Origin of the sequence: Roseateles chitinivorans (genome assembly GCF_002761755.1) — a bacterium.
Lineage (GTDB): Bacteria > Pseudomonadota > Gammaproteobacteria > Burkholderiales > Burkholderiaceae_C > Roseateles > Roseateles chitinivorans.
Genome location: NZ_PEOG01000076.1, coordinates 1 through 15469, shown reverse-complemented (window position 1 = coordinate 15469; position 15469 = coordinate 1). Strand labels below are relative to the sequence as shown.

Here is a 15469-nt window from a genome sequence, read left to right as displayed (position 1 = left end):
CGGTTCGTGAGGTACTCCCCGGGGGACCGCGTGAGATACTTTTTTCGCCGCGCCTGTCCGGCCCTTGTTCGACGAGGATCGGCCCCGGAATCCCCGTCCCGCCCCCCGGCCCGTTACCGCCACGCGACCTCACCGTGACCGCTTTCGCCACCGACAGCCATCTGCTTCCGCACCTGATCTGGCACAGCGCCGAGCGCGATCCGGCGGCGCCCGCGCTGCGCGACGGCGGCCGCGCGCTGGACTATGCCGAGCTCGCCGCGCAGGTCCGGGCCCTGGCCAGCGGCCTGCTGTCGCTGGGCCTGGCACGGGCCGAGCGGGTCGGCATCTACCTGGACAAGCGACTGGAGACGGTGGTCGCCAGCTTCGCCGCGCCCGCCGCTGGCGGCGTCTTCGTGCCGGTCAATCCGATCCTCAAGCCCGAGCAGGTCGGCTTCATCGTGCGCGACTGCGAGGTCCGCGTGCTGATCACCTCGCGCGACCGTTACGCGGCGCTGCAGCCGGTGCTGGCGCAATGCCCGTCGGTGCGCCATGTGGTGCTGGTCGATCCGGCGCCCGGCGCCGAGCCGCAGGGCTGGGTCCGCTACAGCGAGCTGCTGGACGCGCCGGCCCGGGCCGGTCACCGGGCCATCGACACCGACATGGTGGCCATCCTTTACACCTCCGGCTCCACCGGGCGGCCCAAGGGCGTGGTGCTGTCGCACCGCAACATGGTCGCCGGCGCGAAGAGCGTCGCCAGCTACCTGGACAACCGGCCGTCGGACCGCCTGCTGGCCGCGCTGCCGCTGTCCTTCGACGCCGGCTTCAGCCAGCTGACGACGGCCTTCCACGCCGGGGCGTCGGTCTCGCTGCTGAACTACCTGATGCCGCGCGACGTGCTCAAGGCGCTCGAACGCGACCAGATCACCGGCCTGACGGCCGTGCCGCCGCTGTACATCCAGCTCGCGCAGCTGGAATGGCCGGCCGCCATCGACCAGCACCTGCGCTACTTCGCCAACACCGGCGGCCGCATGCCGCGCGAGACGCTGGGCCTGCTGCGCCAGCGTGTGCCGTCGGCCCGGCCCTTCCTGATGTACGGCCTGACCGAGGCCTTCCGCTCGACCTACCTGCCGCCGGAGGAAGTGGACCGCCGGCCCGACTCGATCGGCAAGGCCATCCCCAACGCCGAGATCCTGGTGCTGCGCGAGGACGGCACGCCCTGCGCGCCGGACGAGCCCGGCGAACTGGTCCATCGCGGCGCGCTGGTCGGGCTGGGCTACTGGAACGATGCCGAGAAGACCGCCGAGCGCTACAAGCTGCTGCCGCCGGGCGTCGGCGGCCGCGAGCCCGGCCTGCAGCTGCCGGAGGTCGCGGTCTTCTCCGGCGACAACGTGCGCCGGGATGCCGAGGGCTTCCTGTACTTCATCGGCCGGCGCGACGAGATGATCAAGACCTCCGGCTACCGGGTCAGTCCGACCGAGGTCGAGGAGATCCTGTACGCGACCCAGCTGGTAGGCGAGTGTGTCGCCTTCGGCGTGGACCACCCGACGCTGGGGCAGTCGATCCAGGTGATCGCGACGCCGCCGGTCGGCGCCGACACGCTCGACACGGCCGCGCTGCTGACGGCCTGCAAGGCGCGCATGCCGGCCTACATGATTCCGGCCGGCATCGAGTCGCAGGCCGGGCCGCTGCCCCGCAACCCGAACGGCAAGATCGACCGCAAGCTGCTGAGCACCGACTGGGTGGCGCGGCAGGAAGCCCAATGACCGGCGCGCGACCCGCGCCGGAGAACCGCACCGTGAGCATCGACGACCAGCCCCAATCCGCCGCCGCCGCAGCCTTCGCCAAGGCCGCGCCGCGGCATGCGCCGATGGACCAGTTCGAGGCCCGCGACGGCGTGCTGCTGGTCGGCGGCCAGCCGCTGACCCGGCTCGCGGACCGCATCGGCCGCACGCCGTTCTATGCCTATGACCGCGCGCTGCTGACGCGCCGCGTCGAGGCCTTGCGCGCCGCGATGCCGCCGAAGCTGGAACTGCACTTCGCGATGAAGGCCAATCCGATGCCGGCGCTGGTCGCGCATCTGGCCGGCCTGGTCGATGGCATCGACGTCGCCTCCGCCGGCGAATTGCAGGTCGCTTTGGACGCCGGCGCCGACCCGCGCGAGATCAGCTTCGCCGGCCCCGGCAAGAGCGCGCTGGAGCTGCGCCAGGCGCTGGCCGCCGGCATCCTGATCAACCTGGAATCGTTCCGCGAGGTCGAGCTGCTGCGCGCGCTGTGCGCCGAGACCGGCTATGCCGCGCGGGTGGCGGTGCGGGTCAATCCGGACTTCGAGCTCAAGTCCTCCGGCATGAAGATGGGCGGCGGACCCAAGCAGTTCGGCGTCGACGCCGAACAGGTGCCCGAGCTGCTGGCCCGCATCGGCGAGGCGGGCCTGGGCTTCGAGGGCTTCCATCTGTTCGCCGGCTCGCAGAACCTCAAGCCGGAGGCGATCGTCGAGGCCCAGCTCAAGAGCTTCGAGCTCGCGCTGCGACTGGCGCGGCACGCGCCCGCGCCGGTGAAGGTGCTGAACCTGGGCGGCGGCTTCGGCATCCCGTACTTCCCCGGCGAGCAGCGGCTGGACCTGGGGCCGATCGGCGCCAACCTCGCGGCCCTGATCGAGCGCGCCGCCGTGGCGCTGCCGCAGGCGAAGCTGGTCGTCGAGCTCGGCCGCTACCTGGTCGGCGAGGCCGGCGTCTATGTGTGCCGGGTCGTGGACCGCAAGGTGTCGCGCGGCCAGGTGTTCCTGGTCACCGACGGCGGCCTGCATCACCATCTCGCGGCCTCGGGCAACTTCGGCCAGGTCATCCGCAAGAACTATCCGGTGGCGATCGGCAACCGGATCGGCGACGAACCCGAGGCCGGCGTGTCGGTGGTCGGCCCGCTGTGCACGCCGCTGGACCTGCTGGGCGAGCGCATGAGCCTGGCGCGGGCGGAGCCCGGCGACCTGGTGGTCGTGTTCCAGTCCGGCGCCTACGGCATCACCGCCAGCCCGCAAGGCTTCCTGAGCCACCCGGGCGCGGCCGAGGTCCTGGTGTGAACGCGGCGCCCCGCCTCGCGCAAGTCGATGCCCTGCGCGGCATCGCGGCGCTGGCGGTGGTGCTGTTCCACTACACGACGCGCTACGACCAGCTCTTCGGCCATGCGCAGCCGCTGCGCCTGGCCGTGCCGTTCGGGCACCTGGGCGTGAACCTGTTCTTCATGATCAGCGGCTTCGTCATCTTCATGACGCTGGAGCGCACCGCGCGGCCGATGGACTTCGTCGTGTCGCGCTTCAGCCGGCTCTATCCCGCCTACTGGGGCGCGCTGCTGCTGAGTTTCACGCTGACGCACCTGCTGGGCCTGCCCGGCAAGACCGTGGGCTGGGAGGTGCTGCTGGCCAACCTGACGATGGTGCAGGGCTTCTTCGGCGTGCCGCATGTGGACAACGTGTACTGGACGCTGGAGGTGGAACTGCTCTTCTACGGCTGGGCGCTGGCGAGCTTCCGGCTCGGCGGCGGCGCCGGGCTGCGGCATTTCCTCTTTGCCTGCCTGGCCTTGCGGCTCGTCTACACCGGGGCGCTCGCCGCGTGGGGCCTGGACCTGCCCTGGATCGGGCAGCGCTGGCTGCTGCTGCCCTACATCGCCTGGTTCGCGCTGGGCGTGTCGGTCTACCGGCTGAGCCGAGCCGGCGGCGATCGGCGCTGGGACCGGGCGCTCGCGGTTGCGGCGCTGCTGGCGATCGGCCTGGCCGACGGTTGGCAACTGGCGGCGCTGGCCGCGGTGTTCCACCTCGTGCTGCAGGGCGCGGTACGCGGGCGCTGGACCTGGCTGGAGCATCCGCTGCTGCTGTGGCTGGGGACGATCTCGTACACGCTGTATCTGCTGCACGAGAACATCGGCTGGGCGCTGATCCGCCGGCTGGAAGGCTGGGGTATGGAGGTCCACCTCGCCATCCTGCTGGCGATGGCCGTCTCCGCCGGGCTGGCGCACGGCTTGACGCGCATGGTGGAACAGCCGGCGATGCGCTGGATCCGCGGCCGCTACCGCGCCCGCTCGCCAGCGCCCAGCGCGGCCCCCGCCCAAGGCTGAGCGGCATTCGTCCGGGGCGCGCGCCGCTCCGAAGACAATGCGCGCTCGTCGGCGCCGGGGCGCGCCGGCGTTCCCACAAGACCCGAAGCGCGGCGCGAGCCGCATCACCATGACCGAAGAACGGAAGAACTCCCTGATCCCGCTGGCGATCGGCGCGGTGGCGCTGCTGTCCTGCGCCGGCATGATCGCCGCGGGCGTGGCGATGCTGCGGCAGTCCAAGGGTGCGACGCCTGCCGACGACCTCGCGCGGCGGCTGGCCGCGATCCACGACATGCCGGTGACCGCGCCCGACTGCGGCGCGGTGTTCAAGGGCGAGCAGCCGGTGGTGATCGTGGTGATGGGCCAATCCAACGCGGCCAACCACGCCGACCCGATCCCGCCCGCAGCCGCCCCGGTGCCGCCGATGCCGGTGCTGCATCTGGGCGGCTGCGGCATGTCCACCGCGCCGGTGCCTGGCGGCACCGGCACCGGCGGCAGCCTCTGGCCGGCGGTGCACCAGGCGCTGGGCGGCCGTTGGCAGGGCCGCCCCGTCGTGTGGGCGGTGGTGGCGGTGGAGGGCAGCCCGATCGCTGAATGGACCGCCCCGGACAGCGCGCTGCGCGCCTACTGGCAGACGCAGATGGACCGGATCAAGGGCACGCGCTGGCCGGTGGCGGCGGTGCTGTGGCAGCAGGGCGAGGCCGACGCACGCGACCGCACCGCGATGGCCGACTACCGCGACGCGCTCGCAGCGCTGCGCGCCGGCGTGGCCGCGCGGGGCGTGGACGCGCCTTGGTGGATCGCGCGCTCGACCTTCTGCCCGCCGCATGACGGCGGTCAGGTGCGTGAGGCGGTGCGGGAACTGCTCGCGATCCCGGGCAGCGGTTTCCGGCCGGGTCCGGACACCGACACGCTGGGCCAGCCGCTGCGCAACGGTTGCCACTTCACCGTCGAAGGCGCAAGGCGCGCGGCGGCGATGTGGGCCGAGGTGCTCGCGCCGGCGGCCCGGGCGACGCCTTGACGAGGCGATGACGAGGCGATGACGAGGACCTGACGCCCGCCCCACGACGGCGGTCCTCTCACGCGCGATCCCCCCTCGGAGGGGCCCGGATCGAGGCCTGAGTCGGCGTATCGTCGCGGCTTCGCCGGGCGCGCGTGAGCCCGCGGGAACTTCCTGGGGAGGAACGATTGAACGCTCGCCATGTCGCGCCGCTGCTGGCGCTGATCCTGGGCGCCGCCGGCGCCGCCGCCGCGCCCGACAAATGCCAGATCGAGACGATGGACATCCCGGTGCGGCTGGTCGAATCGCGGCCGGTGGCCACGGTCAAGCTCAACGGGGTGCCGGTGCCCTTGCTGGTGGACAGCGGCGCCTTCTACAGCTTCCTCAGCGAGGCCAGCGCCAGGCAGCTCAACCTGAGGACGAAGCCGGCACCCGACGGGCTGCGGGTCTATGGCATCACCGGCGCGGTGCAGGCGCTGAGGGTGACGACGGTCCAGAGCGTCGTGCTGGAACAGGCGGAGCTCAAGGGCGTGGAGTTCCTGGTCGGCGGCAACGAGATCAACGCCGGGATCATGGGCGTGCTGGGGCGCAACTTCCTGTCGGTGGCCGACACCGAGTACGACCTGGCGCATGGCGTGGTGCGGCTGGTGTTTCCCAAGGGCGACTGCGAGAAGACCTCGCTGGCCTGCTGGGCCGGCGAGGCGCCGGTGATCGAGGCGCCCTTGATCTCCTACGGGCGCAGCGACCGCGCGGTGCGCGTGCCGGTGCTGGTCAACGGCGAGAAGCTGCGGGCGCTGATGGACACCGGCGCGCCGGCGACCGCGCTGATGATCGGCGCGGCGCGCAAGGCCGGCATCGCCGAGGCCGACTTGACGCCGTCGGGCCGCACCGGCGGCGCGGGCGCGGAGTTCGCGCGCGAATGGACGACCCGCGTCGACCGTTTCGAGCTCGGCGGAGAGAAGGTGAGCAACAACCGGATGCGGGTGACCGACGCCAGCGACAACGAGTACGGCATGCTGCTCGGCCTGGACTATTTCCTGTCGCACCGGGTCTATGTGTCGCGCCTGCAGGGCAAGATCTACGCGACCTGGAATGGCGGGCCGATCTTCGCCAAGGGCGAGCCCACCGCCGGCGCCTATGACCAGCGCTATGCGGCCAAGGCCGAGGCGATCGCGGCGGACGATGCGGACGGCTTCGCGCGCCGGGGCAACGCGGCGCTGGTGGGCGGCGATCCCGCACGGGCGCTGGAGGACCTGGACCGCGCGATCGCCCTGGCGCCGACGGTGGCGCTGTACCACGAGTCGCGCTCGCGGGTGAGGCAGGCCCTCAAGCAGAACAAGGAGGCCTTGGCCGACCTGGACGAGGCGCTGCGGCTGGACCCGACCCTGGCGGAGGCCCGCCTGCACCGTGCCCAGTTGCGCATGGCCGGTGGTGACCGCGACGGCGCCGGCCAGGACCTGGCGGCGCTGGACGAGACCCTGCCGCCCAGCGCCAACCTGCGGGCGCCGATGGCGCAGATGCATGCCCGGCGCAACGAGGCGCCGCAGGCGCTCAAGCAGTTCGATCTCTGGATCCGGTCCCATCCGCGCGACCTGCGGCTCGCCGCGATGCATGGCGATCGGTGCTGGATGCGCACGCGGATGAACCTGGAGATCGAGCAGGCGATCGACGACTGCAAGGAGGCGGTGGACCTGGACGGCGAGGAGGCGAGCTATCGCTCCTTCCTGGGCTGGGCGCGGCTGCGCCAGGGCGAGGCCGCGGCCGCCCGCAAGGCCTTCGACCGTTCGATCGAGCTCAAGCCGCTGGCCTGGGCGCACTACGGGCGCGGGCTGGCGCTGAGCCGGCTCAACGAGCCGGAAAAGGCCCGTCAGGACTTCGAGGCGGCACGCCGGATCGCGCCGGCGATCGACGAGAGCGTGCGCAAGGCGGGGTTCGAGGCGCTGGCGGGCACGGTCAAGCGTCCGGAGTGACGCGTCGACGGCGCATCGCATCGAGCGCGCGCTGGAACTCCGGCGCGCGCTCCGGTTGATCGCGCATGGCGTGGATCAGCACTTCGTCGGCCTGCTCCGGACGGCCGTGAGTGCGCAGGATGCGGGCCTTCTCGATCGGGTCGAGCCCGTCAGGATCCAACAGGTGCCGGTCGGACAACCCAAGCCGGACGCCGACGAGCACGCCGATGCCACCGATCAACAGCGGGATCGCGAACAGGAGGCGCTCGGTCGATCCCATCGGCGCTGTCACGATCAAGGCTCCCATGGACACGAGGAAGGTCAACGACGCGCAGGCGCCGATGCCCTGGCGCCATCGGACGGGCATGCGGGGAAAGGCTATCAGCGCCGACATCGCCAGCAACACCAAACCGTAACCAGTGACCCACCAGTGGTGGGGCGCCTGAGACAGCGCGCGCGACCTCCCGGGACGCGGCACGTAGTGCACGACATCGAGCGAGAGCAGGACGATGAACAGGCCGAGGCCGAAGAAGACCAGGCTGAGCCAGCGGGGCATGCGGCGGCGGCGGTACATGGGCCGGACTATGGCATGGCCGCCGCGGCGGGCTGAGATCGACCCGACCGCCGTGCATGCGGTCCATCTGCGGGGCCGGGCCGAGGATCACACCGAGACCGGCGGCTCGGGCGCGCGCTCCACCCGGGCGGCATAGCAGCCGCGCTTGGCGAAGTGCACCTGCAGGTAGCTGACCGCCGGCTGGGCGAGCAGCCGTTCGATGAGCGGCTCGATCCGGTCCCCGTCGACGAGATCGGCATCGACCATCATTCCGGCCGCGTCGAGGGCGCGGACCGAGAGCATGCGGCCCCGCAGCGCGCGCGGCACCTCGTTGATCCGGTCGAAGCGCTCGCCGCCGTTCTCGCGGAGGTAGATCGCGTGGGTACCGCGATACGGCGAGTCGACCTCGAGGTGGACATGGTTGAGCAGCAGCACCGTCTCGCCGGGTTCGGCGTCGTCGAGCGTGATGCGGTCCGGCGCGGAGCGCGGGCTGTCGATGCGCACGCGCAGCACGCCGAGCTCGCGCAAGCGCTCGTCGGTCATCGTGAACATCGGGCGGAACGGGGCGGGGTCGAGCCCCAGGATGCGGAAGTCCATGTGCGCGCGGCGCGGTGGCCGTCGGAGTCCTTGATGCGCTCACGATAGGCCCGGGCGCTCCGGCGGTCGCGCCGTTTCCGGACATGGAATTGCAAGAGCGTTGGAGGAATCCGGAACATGCCGGCCAGGTGATGCAGGGTGTGGAGTCCAGTACGATGCCGTCCCTTGTAGTCGTAAGCGCGCGGTACGCCGCTCGACGGGAGCAACCATGCTGACCACATTCACGCTGAGCAGATTCAAGAGCTATGAGAAGGCCGAACTTCCATTGGGCGCTCTCACGGTGCTGATCGGTGCGAACGCGGCGGGCAAGAGCAACGTCATCGAAGCCCTCCGACTTCTCTCCTGGTTGGCCCAGGGACAGAGGCTGGGCTCGATCAAGTACGCCGTGAACAGCGCGGACAAGGTGGTGCGTGGCCGGGTCGAAGACCTGTGTCGGGCGGATGCGTCCGCTTTCGCGCTGGGGTGCTCGATCAGCGAAGGGGATTGGCCGCACCTGACGATCGGCATCGGCCTGCGGGCTGGCGAGCTTCACGTCACCGAAGAGCGGATCTCATCGATCGCTGCCAGCCTTCCGCTGTACGAGCTGGTTCAGCCCTCCAGTGGGGCCAGCACGGACGCGGTGGTCGCTTACAACAACTTTGCCCGAGGCGGTAGGAAACCCCACATCACGGTGAGCGACCAGATGGCGGTCTTCACCCAGCTTGACTCGCCGGCCAGCTTTCAGCCGAGCCACGACCGGGCTCAAGCGGAGATCCCGAAAGTGGTCAAGGACTACCAGCGCCTGTTGGCCGGCGTCCTGTTCCTGGACCCGGTCCCCGCGCGAATGCGCGATTACAGCTTTGCCTCTGAAAAGCAGCTTCACGGCGACGGCGCCAACCTCTCGAGCGTGCTTTATGACCTCTGGGGGCGCGAGGCGGAGGCCGACGAGTGCCATGCTGCCAATCGGGCAGACATCCTCTCGTTCATTCAAAGTCTGCCTGAACAGGACATTGATCGCCTGAGCTTCCTGACCGGCCCGCGTGGTGAAGTGATGGTCCAGCTGGTGGAGACGTTTGGAGGAGTGCCGAAGGCCTGTGATGCGCCCTTGCTCTCCGATGGGACGCTCAGGGTGCTGGCGATCGCCGCAGCCATGCTGTCGGCGCAGGAGGGCAGCCTGGTGGTGATCGAGGAGATCGACAACGGCGTCCATCCCAGTCGTGCGCATCATTTGCTCGAGCGCCTGAAGGAGATTGCGGAGCGACGCAAGCTGAAGGTGCTGCTGTCCACGCACAACCCCGCACTGCTGGACGCGCTGCCCGCCGACGCGCTCAAGGATGTCGTGTTCTGCTATCGAGATCCGCACCAGGGAGACAGCCGTCTGGTCCGACTTGGCAATGTGCCGGATATCCCTGAACTGCTTGTCAAGGGCAGTCTTGGACACCTGTTGACCACAGGCGCCATCGATCGATTCGTGAAACATCACCCCGGTCCGGCCGCTCGCAAGGCGAAGGCGAAGGAGTGGCTGGCTTCGCTTCGGTCCGCAGGGGCAGGGGAGGCGGCGGATGAGTGAGATCGTGCTTCTCGACACCTCCGTGCTGCTCAACGTCCTGGACGTCCCCGGGTTCAACGAGAGCCGTGAGGCGGTCATTGCGGAGCTTGAACGTCTGATCGAGGGCGCAGCCCATCTCTTCATTCCCATGGCCGCCGTATTTGAAACCGGCAACCACATCGCTCAACTCTCCGACGGGCGAGTCCGTCGGTATTGCGCCAGGCAATTTGTTTCTGCCATTCAGGCGGCGATTGACGATCGAGCGCCTTGGAAGCCGATGCGCATGCCGGATGTGGCGCTGGTCCGTTCCTGGCTGAACGATTTCCCGGAGGCCGCCATGCGGGGGCATGGCATGGGCGACCTGTCGATCCGCAAGGAATGGCAGGTCCAATGCGAGCAGTTTTCGATGAGCCGTGTCAGGGTCTGGTCGCTTGATCAAGATCTCGCCGGGCTTGATCGAACTCCAAATCAGTACCCGGCACGCTGACCACCACCAGCGCCTGCTCCGGCGACAGGGTCGCCAGGTCGATCGACTCGCCCGCGTTCTCCCGGCGCGCGCCGGCCTCGCGGGTGAGCGCGGCGCGGCAGGCGGTCTCGTTGGCGCAGACGATCACCCGCAGCGAGCGGCCCTGGTGACGGATGCGGACCTCCGCCTGGTCCCAGTGCACCGGCAGGCAGGCCCGCACCCGCAGCCGGCCCTGCTCGATGACCACGCCGCAGATCGACTCCAGCGAGGCCCGCAGCAGCCAGCCCGCCGAGCCGCTGTACCAACTCCAGCCGCCGCGCCCGACCCAGGGCGCATGCGAGTAGATATCGCCGGCCATCACGTAGGGCTCGATCGCGTAGAGCGGCCCCAGCCGCGGATCGGCCCAGCGGTGCGCGGGGCTGAGCCCGGTGTAGACCTGCCACATCGTCTCGCGCTGCCCCAGCCGCGCCAGCGCCATCAGCGCCCACACCGCGGCATGGTTGTACTGGCCGCCGTTCTCGCGCACGCCCGGCGCATAGGACTGGATGTAGCCGGCGCTGGGCTGCGCCTGCGCCAGCGGCGGGTGCAGCAGCCGCGCCAGCTTCGCCACCGGGTCGAGCAGGTGCGCGCAGGCGCTGGCCATCGCCAGCCGCGCATGCGCCGGATCGGCCGCCGCGGTCAGCACCGCCCAGCTCTGCGCGATCAGGTCGATCTTGCATTCCGCGTTCTCGGCCGAGCCCAGCGGCGAGCCGTCGTCGAAGAAGCCGCGCCGGTACCAGCGGCCATCCCACCCCGGCCCGTCGAGCGCCGCCACCCAGCCGTCGCGCGCCGCCTTCCAGCGCGCGGCGCGATCCCCTTCGCCGCGCGCGGTCGCGATCGGCGCGAAGTCCTCGATCACCTGCGCCAGGAACCAGGCCATCCAGACCGATTCGCCCCGGCCCTCATGGCCGACACGGTTCATGCCGTCGTTCCAGTCGCCGGTCCCGAACAACGGCAGCCCATGCGGCCCGCTGTCCAGGCTGCGGTCGATCGCACGCGCCGCATGCTCGTAGATCGAGGCCATCGGCCCGTCGGTGCGCGGGCTCTCGTAGATGTCCTCGGCGCCGTCGGGCACCGGCTGGCCGACGAGGAAGGGCACCGTGTCGTCGAGCAGTGTCAGGTCGCCGGTGCGCGCGAGGTAGTGGGCGACCGCATAGGGCAGCCAGAGCCGGTCGTCCGAGAAATGCGTGCGCACGCCGGCGCCACCGGGTTCATGCCACCAGTGCTGCACGTCGCCTTCCGGGAATTGCCGCGCGGCGCTGCGCCGGATCTGGTCGGCCAGCAGCTGCGGCGCGACGTCGGTCAGCGCCATCGCATCCTGCAGCTGGTCCCGGTAACCGAAGGCGCCACCGGCCTGGTAGAAGCCGGCGCGGGCCCACATCCGGCACACCAGCGTCTGGTACGGCAGCCAGTGATTCGTCAGCGCGTCGAAGCGGGGATCCGGCGTCGACACCTGCAGGCCGCCGAGCAGCGCCGGCCATTGCCGCCGCTGCCGCGCCAGGCGTTCCGCCGGATCGACCGCCCAGGCGGCCGTCATCAGCGCCTGGGTCGCGTCGGGCGAGGGGCCGTGGGCCAGCAGCACGGTGAGTTCCGCCGGCTGCGACGCATCCAGCTCGATCCGTGCCGCCAGCGCCGCGCAGGCATCGAGCCCGTCGCCACAGCGCCGCGCCAGGGCCTTGGGCAGCACCATGCGGCCCGCGCCATCGAAGAACTCGCGCCGGTCGCAGGTCCAGTCCTGCGCGTCCAGGCGCACACGCGCTGGGCCGGTGCCGGTCCCGCGCGCCGCGTCGGCACCGTCCACGCGAGGCAGTTCACGCGGTCGGTCACCGCGCTGGCGCGGGCGGATGCACAGCGCCGCCGTCGCGTCGCCGAAGCCGCCGAGGTGGTCCAGCTGCGTCGCCTGCAGCGTCAACGCGCGCTCGGGTTGCGGCAGCCCGGCGCCGAGTTCGCCCACGGTCAGCCAGTCGCTGCGCGTCACCACCGACAGCCGCTCGCCGCGCGCGCTGCCCAGCTGCCATTCGGCCAGGGCCACCAGCCGCAGCCGCCGCGGTCCACCGCCGGTGCGGCCCACGACGCCGAGGCGCACCTGCACCTGCTTCACCGCCGCCTCGGGATCGACGCACCAGCAGAGTTCGACGCTCAGGTCGCCCAGCTGTTGCCGGCTGCGCGAGTAGCCGATGCCGTGTTCGATGGACAGCGGCGCGTCGCGGCGCAGCTGGCGGCCCAGCGGCCAGACGCGGTCGTGGTCGAGGTCGTGCAGCAGCAGCCATTCGCCGGGCGGGTCCAGCAGCGGGTCGTTGGACCAGGGCGTGACCTGGTGCATGCGGCTGTTGCCGGCCCAGGTGTAGCCGGCGCCCAGTTCGGTGACCTGGCAGCCGAAGTCGCGGTTCGCCAGCACATTGACCCAGGGCCGCGACGGATGCCGGTCCGGCGAGACCTCGAAGGCGAAGCCGCCATGGTCGGGATCGAAGCGGCCCTCGGGCGGCCGTGGCATGGCCTCCGGCAGCGGGCGCTCGACCAGCGCATGGGCCACCGGCAGCCGCTCGCACTCGACAGGGGGGGCCGTGTCCTCGATCCAGCGCTCCACCTGCTGCGCCAGCCCACGACCGTCGGCCTGCAGCCGGATCCGGGTCAGGGTCTGCAGCGTGAAGCGCTCGTCGGGTTGCAGGTCGCTGTCGCGCAGGACGTGCAGTGCCGAGCACAGGTGCGCCGGCCGGCCCTGGGCCTGCCCCTGCAGCCGCGATTGCAGCGCCTGCAGCGCCTGCTGCACCGGCGCGAGGTAGGACGGCGGTTCCTCGTTCAGCACCACCAGGTCCACGCCGACCGCATGGGTGGTCCACATCCGCAGCGCCTTCTTCAGCGCGCGGATCAGGTCGATGCCTTCCTCCCCGCTGACCGTCACCATCAGGATCGGCCGGTCGCCCGAGATGCCGAAGCGCCACAGCGCACGCCGGTCGCAGCGGCCGCGCGGCTCGCGGGCATGGGCCGGCTCGCGCACCGCCTGGCCGGTGACCAGCGTGTTGAGCTGCAGCAGCGCGCCCCAGGTGGTGGTGTCGAACTGGAGCTCACGCAGGCGGATGCCGCCCATGGTGTGCGACATCGAGGCCGAGCGCTCGACATGCGCCGGCTGCCGGTACTTGTCGACCAGCGCCGCCAGCAGGTCGGCGTCGCGGGCCGCCGCGGTGCAGAAGGTCAGCCGCACCGTCGCGCCGGGCGCCAGGTCCAGCCCGACGCGCAGCCCGGCGACCGGGTCCAGGCCGGTGTCCAGCAGGCGGCCAGGCTCGCCGTCGGCGCTCACGTCCGCCTCGTCGTCGACGAACTGCGGACGCGCGTCGCCGACCGGTCGCGTCGAGCTGCCGTAGCGGCCCAGCCAGCGCGCGCGATCGGCGATGGGCAGGACCTCGCGGATCCCATGGCCTTCGGGTCGGCAGTCCTCGCCCCGCGGGGCGTCGACGGCGGGTCGGGGCGGCCTGACGCAGCCCGCGCCGCCATCCACGCCGGCCAGGAAGAAGACCGCGCGCATCGCCGCCTCGTCGAACAGCCGCGGACGCCGCCGCAGGTGCAGCGCATGTTGTGTCTCGTCCCAGCGGGCCTGGATGAACAGGTTGGAGAAGGCCGGATGCGCCTCGTCGCCGCGCTGCGGCGCCAGCGTGGCCTCGAAGCAGGACACCAGGTCGAGCGCCAGCGGCTGGTCGCCGCGGTTGGTCAGCTCGACCTGGCGCAGCTCGCAGTCGTCCTCCGGGCTGACCCACACCGTGGTGCAGCTGTGCAGGTCCGGCCAGGTCGCCTCGAACAGCGCGCGCTCGGCCTGCATGCGCGCCGTGTATCGAGCACGGGGATCGGGCGCGGGGCGGGCGGTGGTGCTGAACCAGTCGGTCTCGCCGGCGCGGCGCAGCATCGTGAAGCTGCCGTGCTGGTCGCGCAGCAGGTCGTCGCGCCAGCGGGTGATCGCCACGCCGTCCCAGTTGCTGTAGCCGCCGCCGTGGCTGCGCAGCACCACCGAGTAGCGGCCGTTGGTCAGCATGTGCGTCAGCGGCAGCGTCTCGGCCAGCGGCTCGCTCTCGCGCACCATGCGCGCCTTGCGGACCGCGCGCTTGCGCGGCCAGGCGTCCGCCGGCGGCGCCTGCAGCGGCGCCACCTCGCGCGGCGCGCGCTCATGCAGCAGCGTCGCGACCGCCTTGACGTGCGGGTCGCTCATCAGCCAGCGCCGGGGCGCGTCGTCGGCCAGCAGGGCGGTCAGCGCGACGAAGCCCATGGCCTGGTGATGCGCCATGTAGGTCCGCACCAGCGTGAAGCCGGCGCCGGCGGTCTGGCGCTGCGGCGTGTAGTCCACCGCCTCGATGAAACCGAAGGTGCCGCGTGCGCCCAGGCGCTCGAAGGCCTGCAGATTGGAGACCACCCGCACCGGCGCCACGACGGCCGCCATCACCGCCGCATAGGGCGCGAGCACGCGTTCGTCGACGGCCAGGCGTGCCAGCGCGAGCGTCTGCACGCCCTGCGGGCCGTACTGGTAGGCCAGCGTGTGGTCCTGGCCCGCGATCGCCGACTCGGAGATGCCCCACGGCGTGCCCTTGCCGCGCGCCTCGAGGCGCTGCTCCGCCACCGCCGTGCGGATGGCCCGGCCCAGCGCGCTGGCCGCCGGTTCGCGCAGGACCAGGGACGGCATCAGGTACTCGAACATCGAACCCGACCAGGACTTCAGCCCGAGCGAATCGCCGGCGCCGTCGCGGGCGAAGAAGGGCCGTCCCAGGGCCTGCCAGTGTTCCGGCGGCAGGTCGCCCTTGGCGATCGCGACCAGGCTGGTGAGGCGGGCCTCGCTGGCGAGCAGGTCGTAATGGTTGTCGTCGAGCTGCTGCGCGTCGCCGCGCCAGCCGATGCGCAGCAGGCGGCGCTCGGGATCGAAGAGCGGGCGGTAGTCCGCTTCCAGCCCGAGGCGGCGCGCGCGGCGCGCGAGTTCGCGCAGCGCCAGCCGGGCCTCGGCGAAGGGCGCGCCCTGGTCCTGCCACCAGGACCGCAGCTGGGCGATCAGGTCGCGGAGCAGGTTCTGGACCGGCGGCGTCTCGTCGACGGACGCGTCGGCCGGTGCCAGGGCGGCGAGGGCGTCCAGTTCGGCCTGCGCCGCCGCCACCTGGCCCTGCAGCACGGCCTGCTGTTCCTCGGCCGAGGCGGCCAGGTTCTCCGGCGCCAGCAGCGCGGCGACCAGCGCGGCGCCGGCTGTCAGCGCCGGGTCGTTGGCGAGCGGCGGCTGCAGCACCCGCAGGCGCTGCAGCGTCCG

Annotated in this window: 10 protein-coding genes; 7 read left to right on the top strand and 3 right to left on the bottom strand. The window is 71.5% G+C overall.

Going from position 1 to position 15469, the window contains the following annotated elements:
• The first annotated feature begins 134 nt into the window (after window positions 1-134).
• From CS062_RS21215 to CS062_RS21195, 5 genes are all read left to right on the top strand, one after another.
• The gene (locus CS062_RS21215) at window positions 135-1742 is read left to right on the top strand and encodes an acyl-CoA ligase (AMP-forming), exosortase A system-associated (RefSeq protein ID WP_233218194.1); all 1608 of its coding nucleotides are present in this window, start codon (window positions 135-137) and stop codon (window positions 1740-1742) included.
• A 104-nt stretch (window positions 1743-1846) separates the two neighbouring features.
• A complete protein-coding gene (locus CS062_RS21210) occupies window positions 1847-3052 on the top strand; it encodes a pyridoxal-dependent decarboxylase, exosortase A system-associated (RefSeq protein ID WP_099863557.1) in 1206 nt (401 codons plus the stop codon).
• A complete protein-coding gene (locus CS062_RS21205; protein WP_099863547.1) occupies window positions 3049-4083 on the top strand; it encodes an acyltransferase family protein in 1035 nt (344 codons plus the stop codon). Before CS062_RS21210 ends, CS062_RS21205 begins: the two co-directional genes overlap by 4 nt.
• Before the next feature lie 109 nt (window positions 4084-4192).
• Window positions 4193-5083 (top strand): sialate O-acetylesterase, encoded by an 891-nt coding sequence (locus CS062_RS21200; protein WP_158238864.1) that lies wholly within the window; start codon window positions 4193-4195, stop codon window positions 5081-5083.
• A gap of 167 nt (window positions 5084-5250) precedes the next feature.
• Window positions 5251-7032 (top strand): retropepsin-like aspartic protease, encoded by a 1782-nt coding sequence (locus tag CS062_RS21195; protein ID WP_099863545.1) that lies wholly within the window; start codon window positions 5251-5253, stop codon window positions 7030-7032.
• Here CS062_RS21195 and CS062_RS21190 read toward each other — a convergent pair.
• Both CS062_RS21190 and CS062_RS21185 read right to left on the bottom strand, forming a co-directional pair.
• Window positions 7016-7585, bottom strand: coding sequence for a type IV pilus assembly protein FimV (locus CS062_RS21190; RefSeq protein ID WP_099863544.1), 570 nt, complete (start codon window positions 7583-7585; stop codon window positions 7016-7018). The genes CS062_RS21195 and CS062_RS21190 overlap by 17 nt on opposite strands.
• 87 nt (window positions 7586-7672) lie before the next feature.
• A complete protein-coding gene (locus tag CS062_RS21185; protein ID WP_099863543.1) occupies window positions 7673-8161 on the bottom strand; it encodes a DUF1203 domain-containing protein in 489 nt (162 codons plus the stop codon).
• Window positions 8162-8369: 208 nt separating this feature from the next.
• Here CS062_RS21185 and CS062_RS21180 point away from each other — a divergent pair, with 208 nt between their 5' ends.
• On the top strand, window positions 8370-9710 hold the full coding sequence (locus tag CS062_RS21180) for an AAA family ATPase (RefSeq protein WP_099863542.1): 1341 nt from the start codon (window positions 8370-8372) through the stop codon (window positions 9708-9710).
• Complete coding sequence (locus tag CS062_RS21175) at window positions 9703-10176, top strand: hypothetical protein (protein ID WP_099863541.1); 474 nt, start codon at window positions 9703-9705, stop codon at window positions 10174-10176. The genes CS062_RS21180 and CS062_RS21175 overlap by 8 nt, the downstream gene beginning before the upstream one ends.
• On the opposite strand, the gene CS062_RS21170 is transcribed toward CS062_RS21175, so the two are convergent.
• The coding region (locus CS062_RS21170) for a GH36-type glycosyl hydrolase domain-containing protein (protein WP_303645163.1) at window positions 10106-15469 on the bottom strand (5364 nt) is incomplete at its 5' end. The genes CS062_RS21175 and CS062_RS21170 overlap by 71 nt on opposite strands.

Coding starts and splice junctions, on each gene's coding strand:
- CS062_RS21210 (WP_099863557.1), top strand. CDS start 1,847: ATGGACCAGTTCGAGGCCCGCGACGGCGTGCTGCTGGTCGGCGGCCAG.
- CS062_RS21200 (WP_158238864.1), top strand. CDS start 4,193: ATGACCGAAGAACGGAAGAACTCCCTGATCCCGCTGGCGATCGGCGCG.
- CS062_RS21190 (WP_099863544.1), bottom strand. CDS start 7,585: ATGTACCGCCGCCGCCGCATGCCCCGCTGGCTCAGCCTGGTCTTCTTC.
- CS062_RS21185 (WP_099863543.1), bottom strand. CDS start 8,161: ATGGACTTCCGCATCCTGGGGCTCGACCCCGCCCCGTTCCGCCCGATG.
- CS062_RS21180 (WP_099863542.1), top strand. CDS start 8,370: ATGCTGACCACATTCACGCTGAGCAGATTCAAGAGCTATGAGAAGGCC.
- CS062_RS21175 (WP_099863541.1), top strand. CDS start 9,703: ATGAGTGAGATCGTGCTTCTCGACACCTCCGTGCTGCTCAACGTCCTG.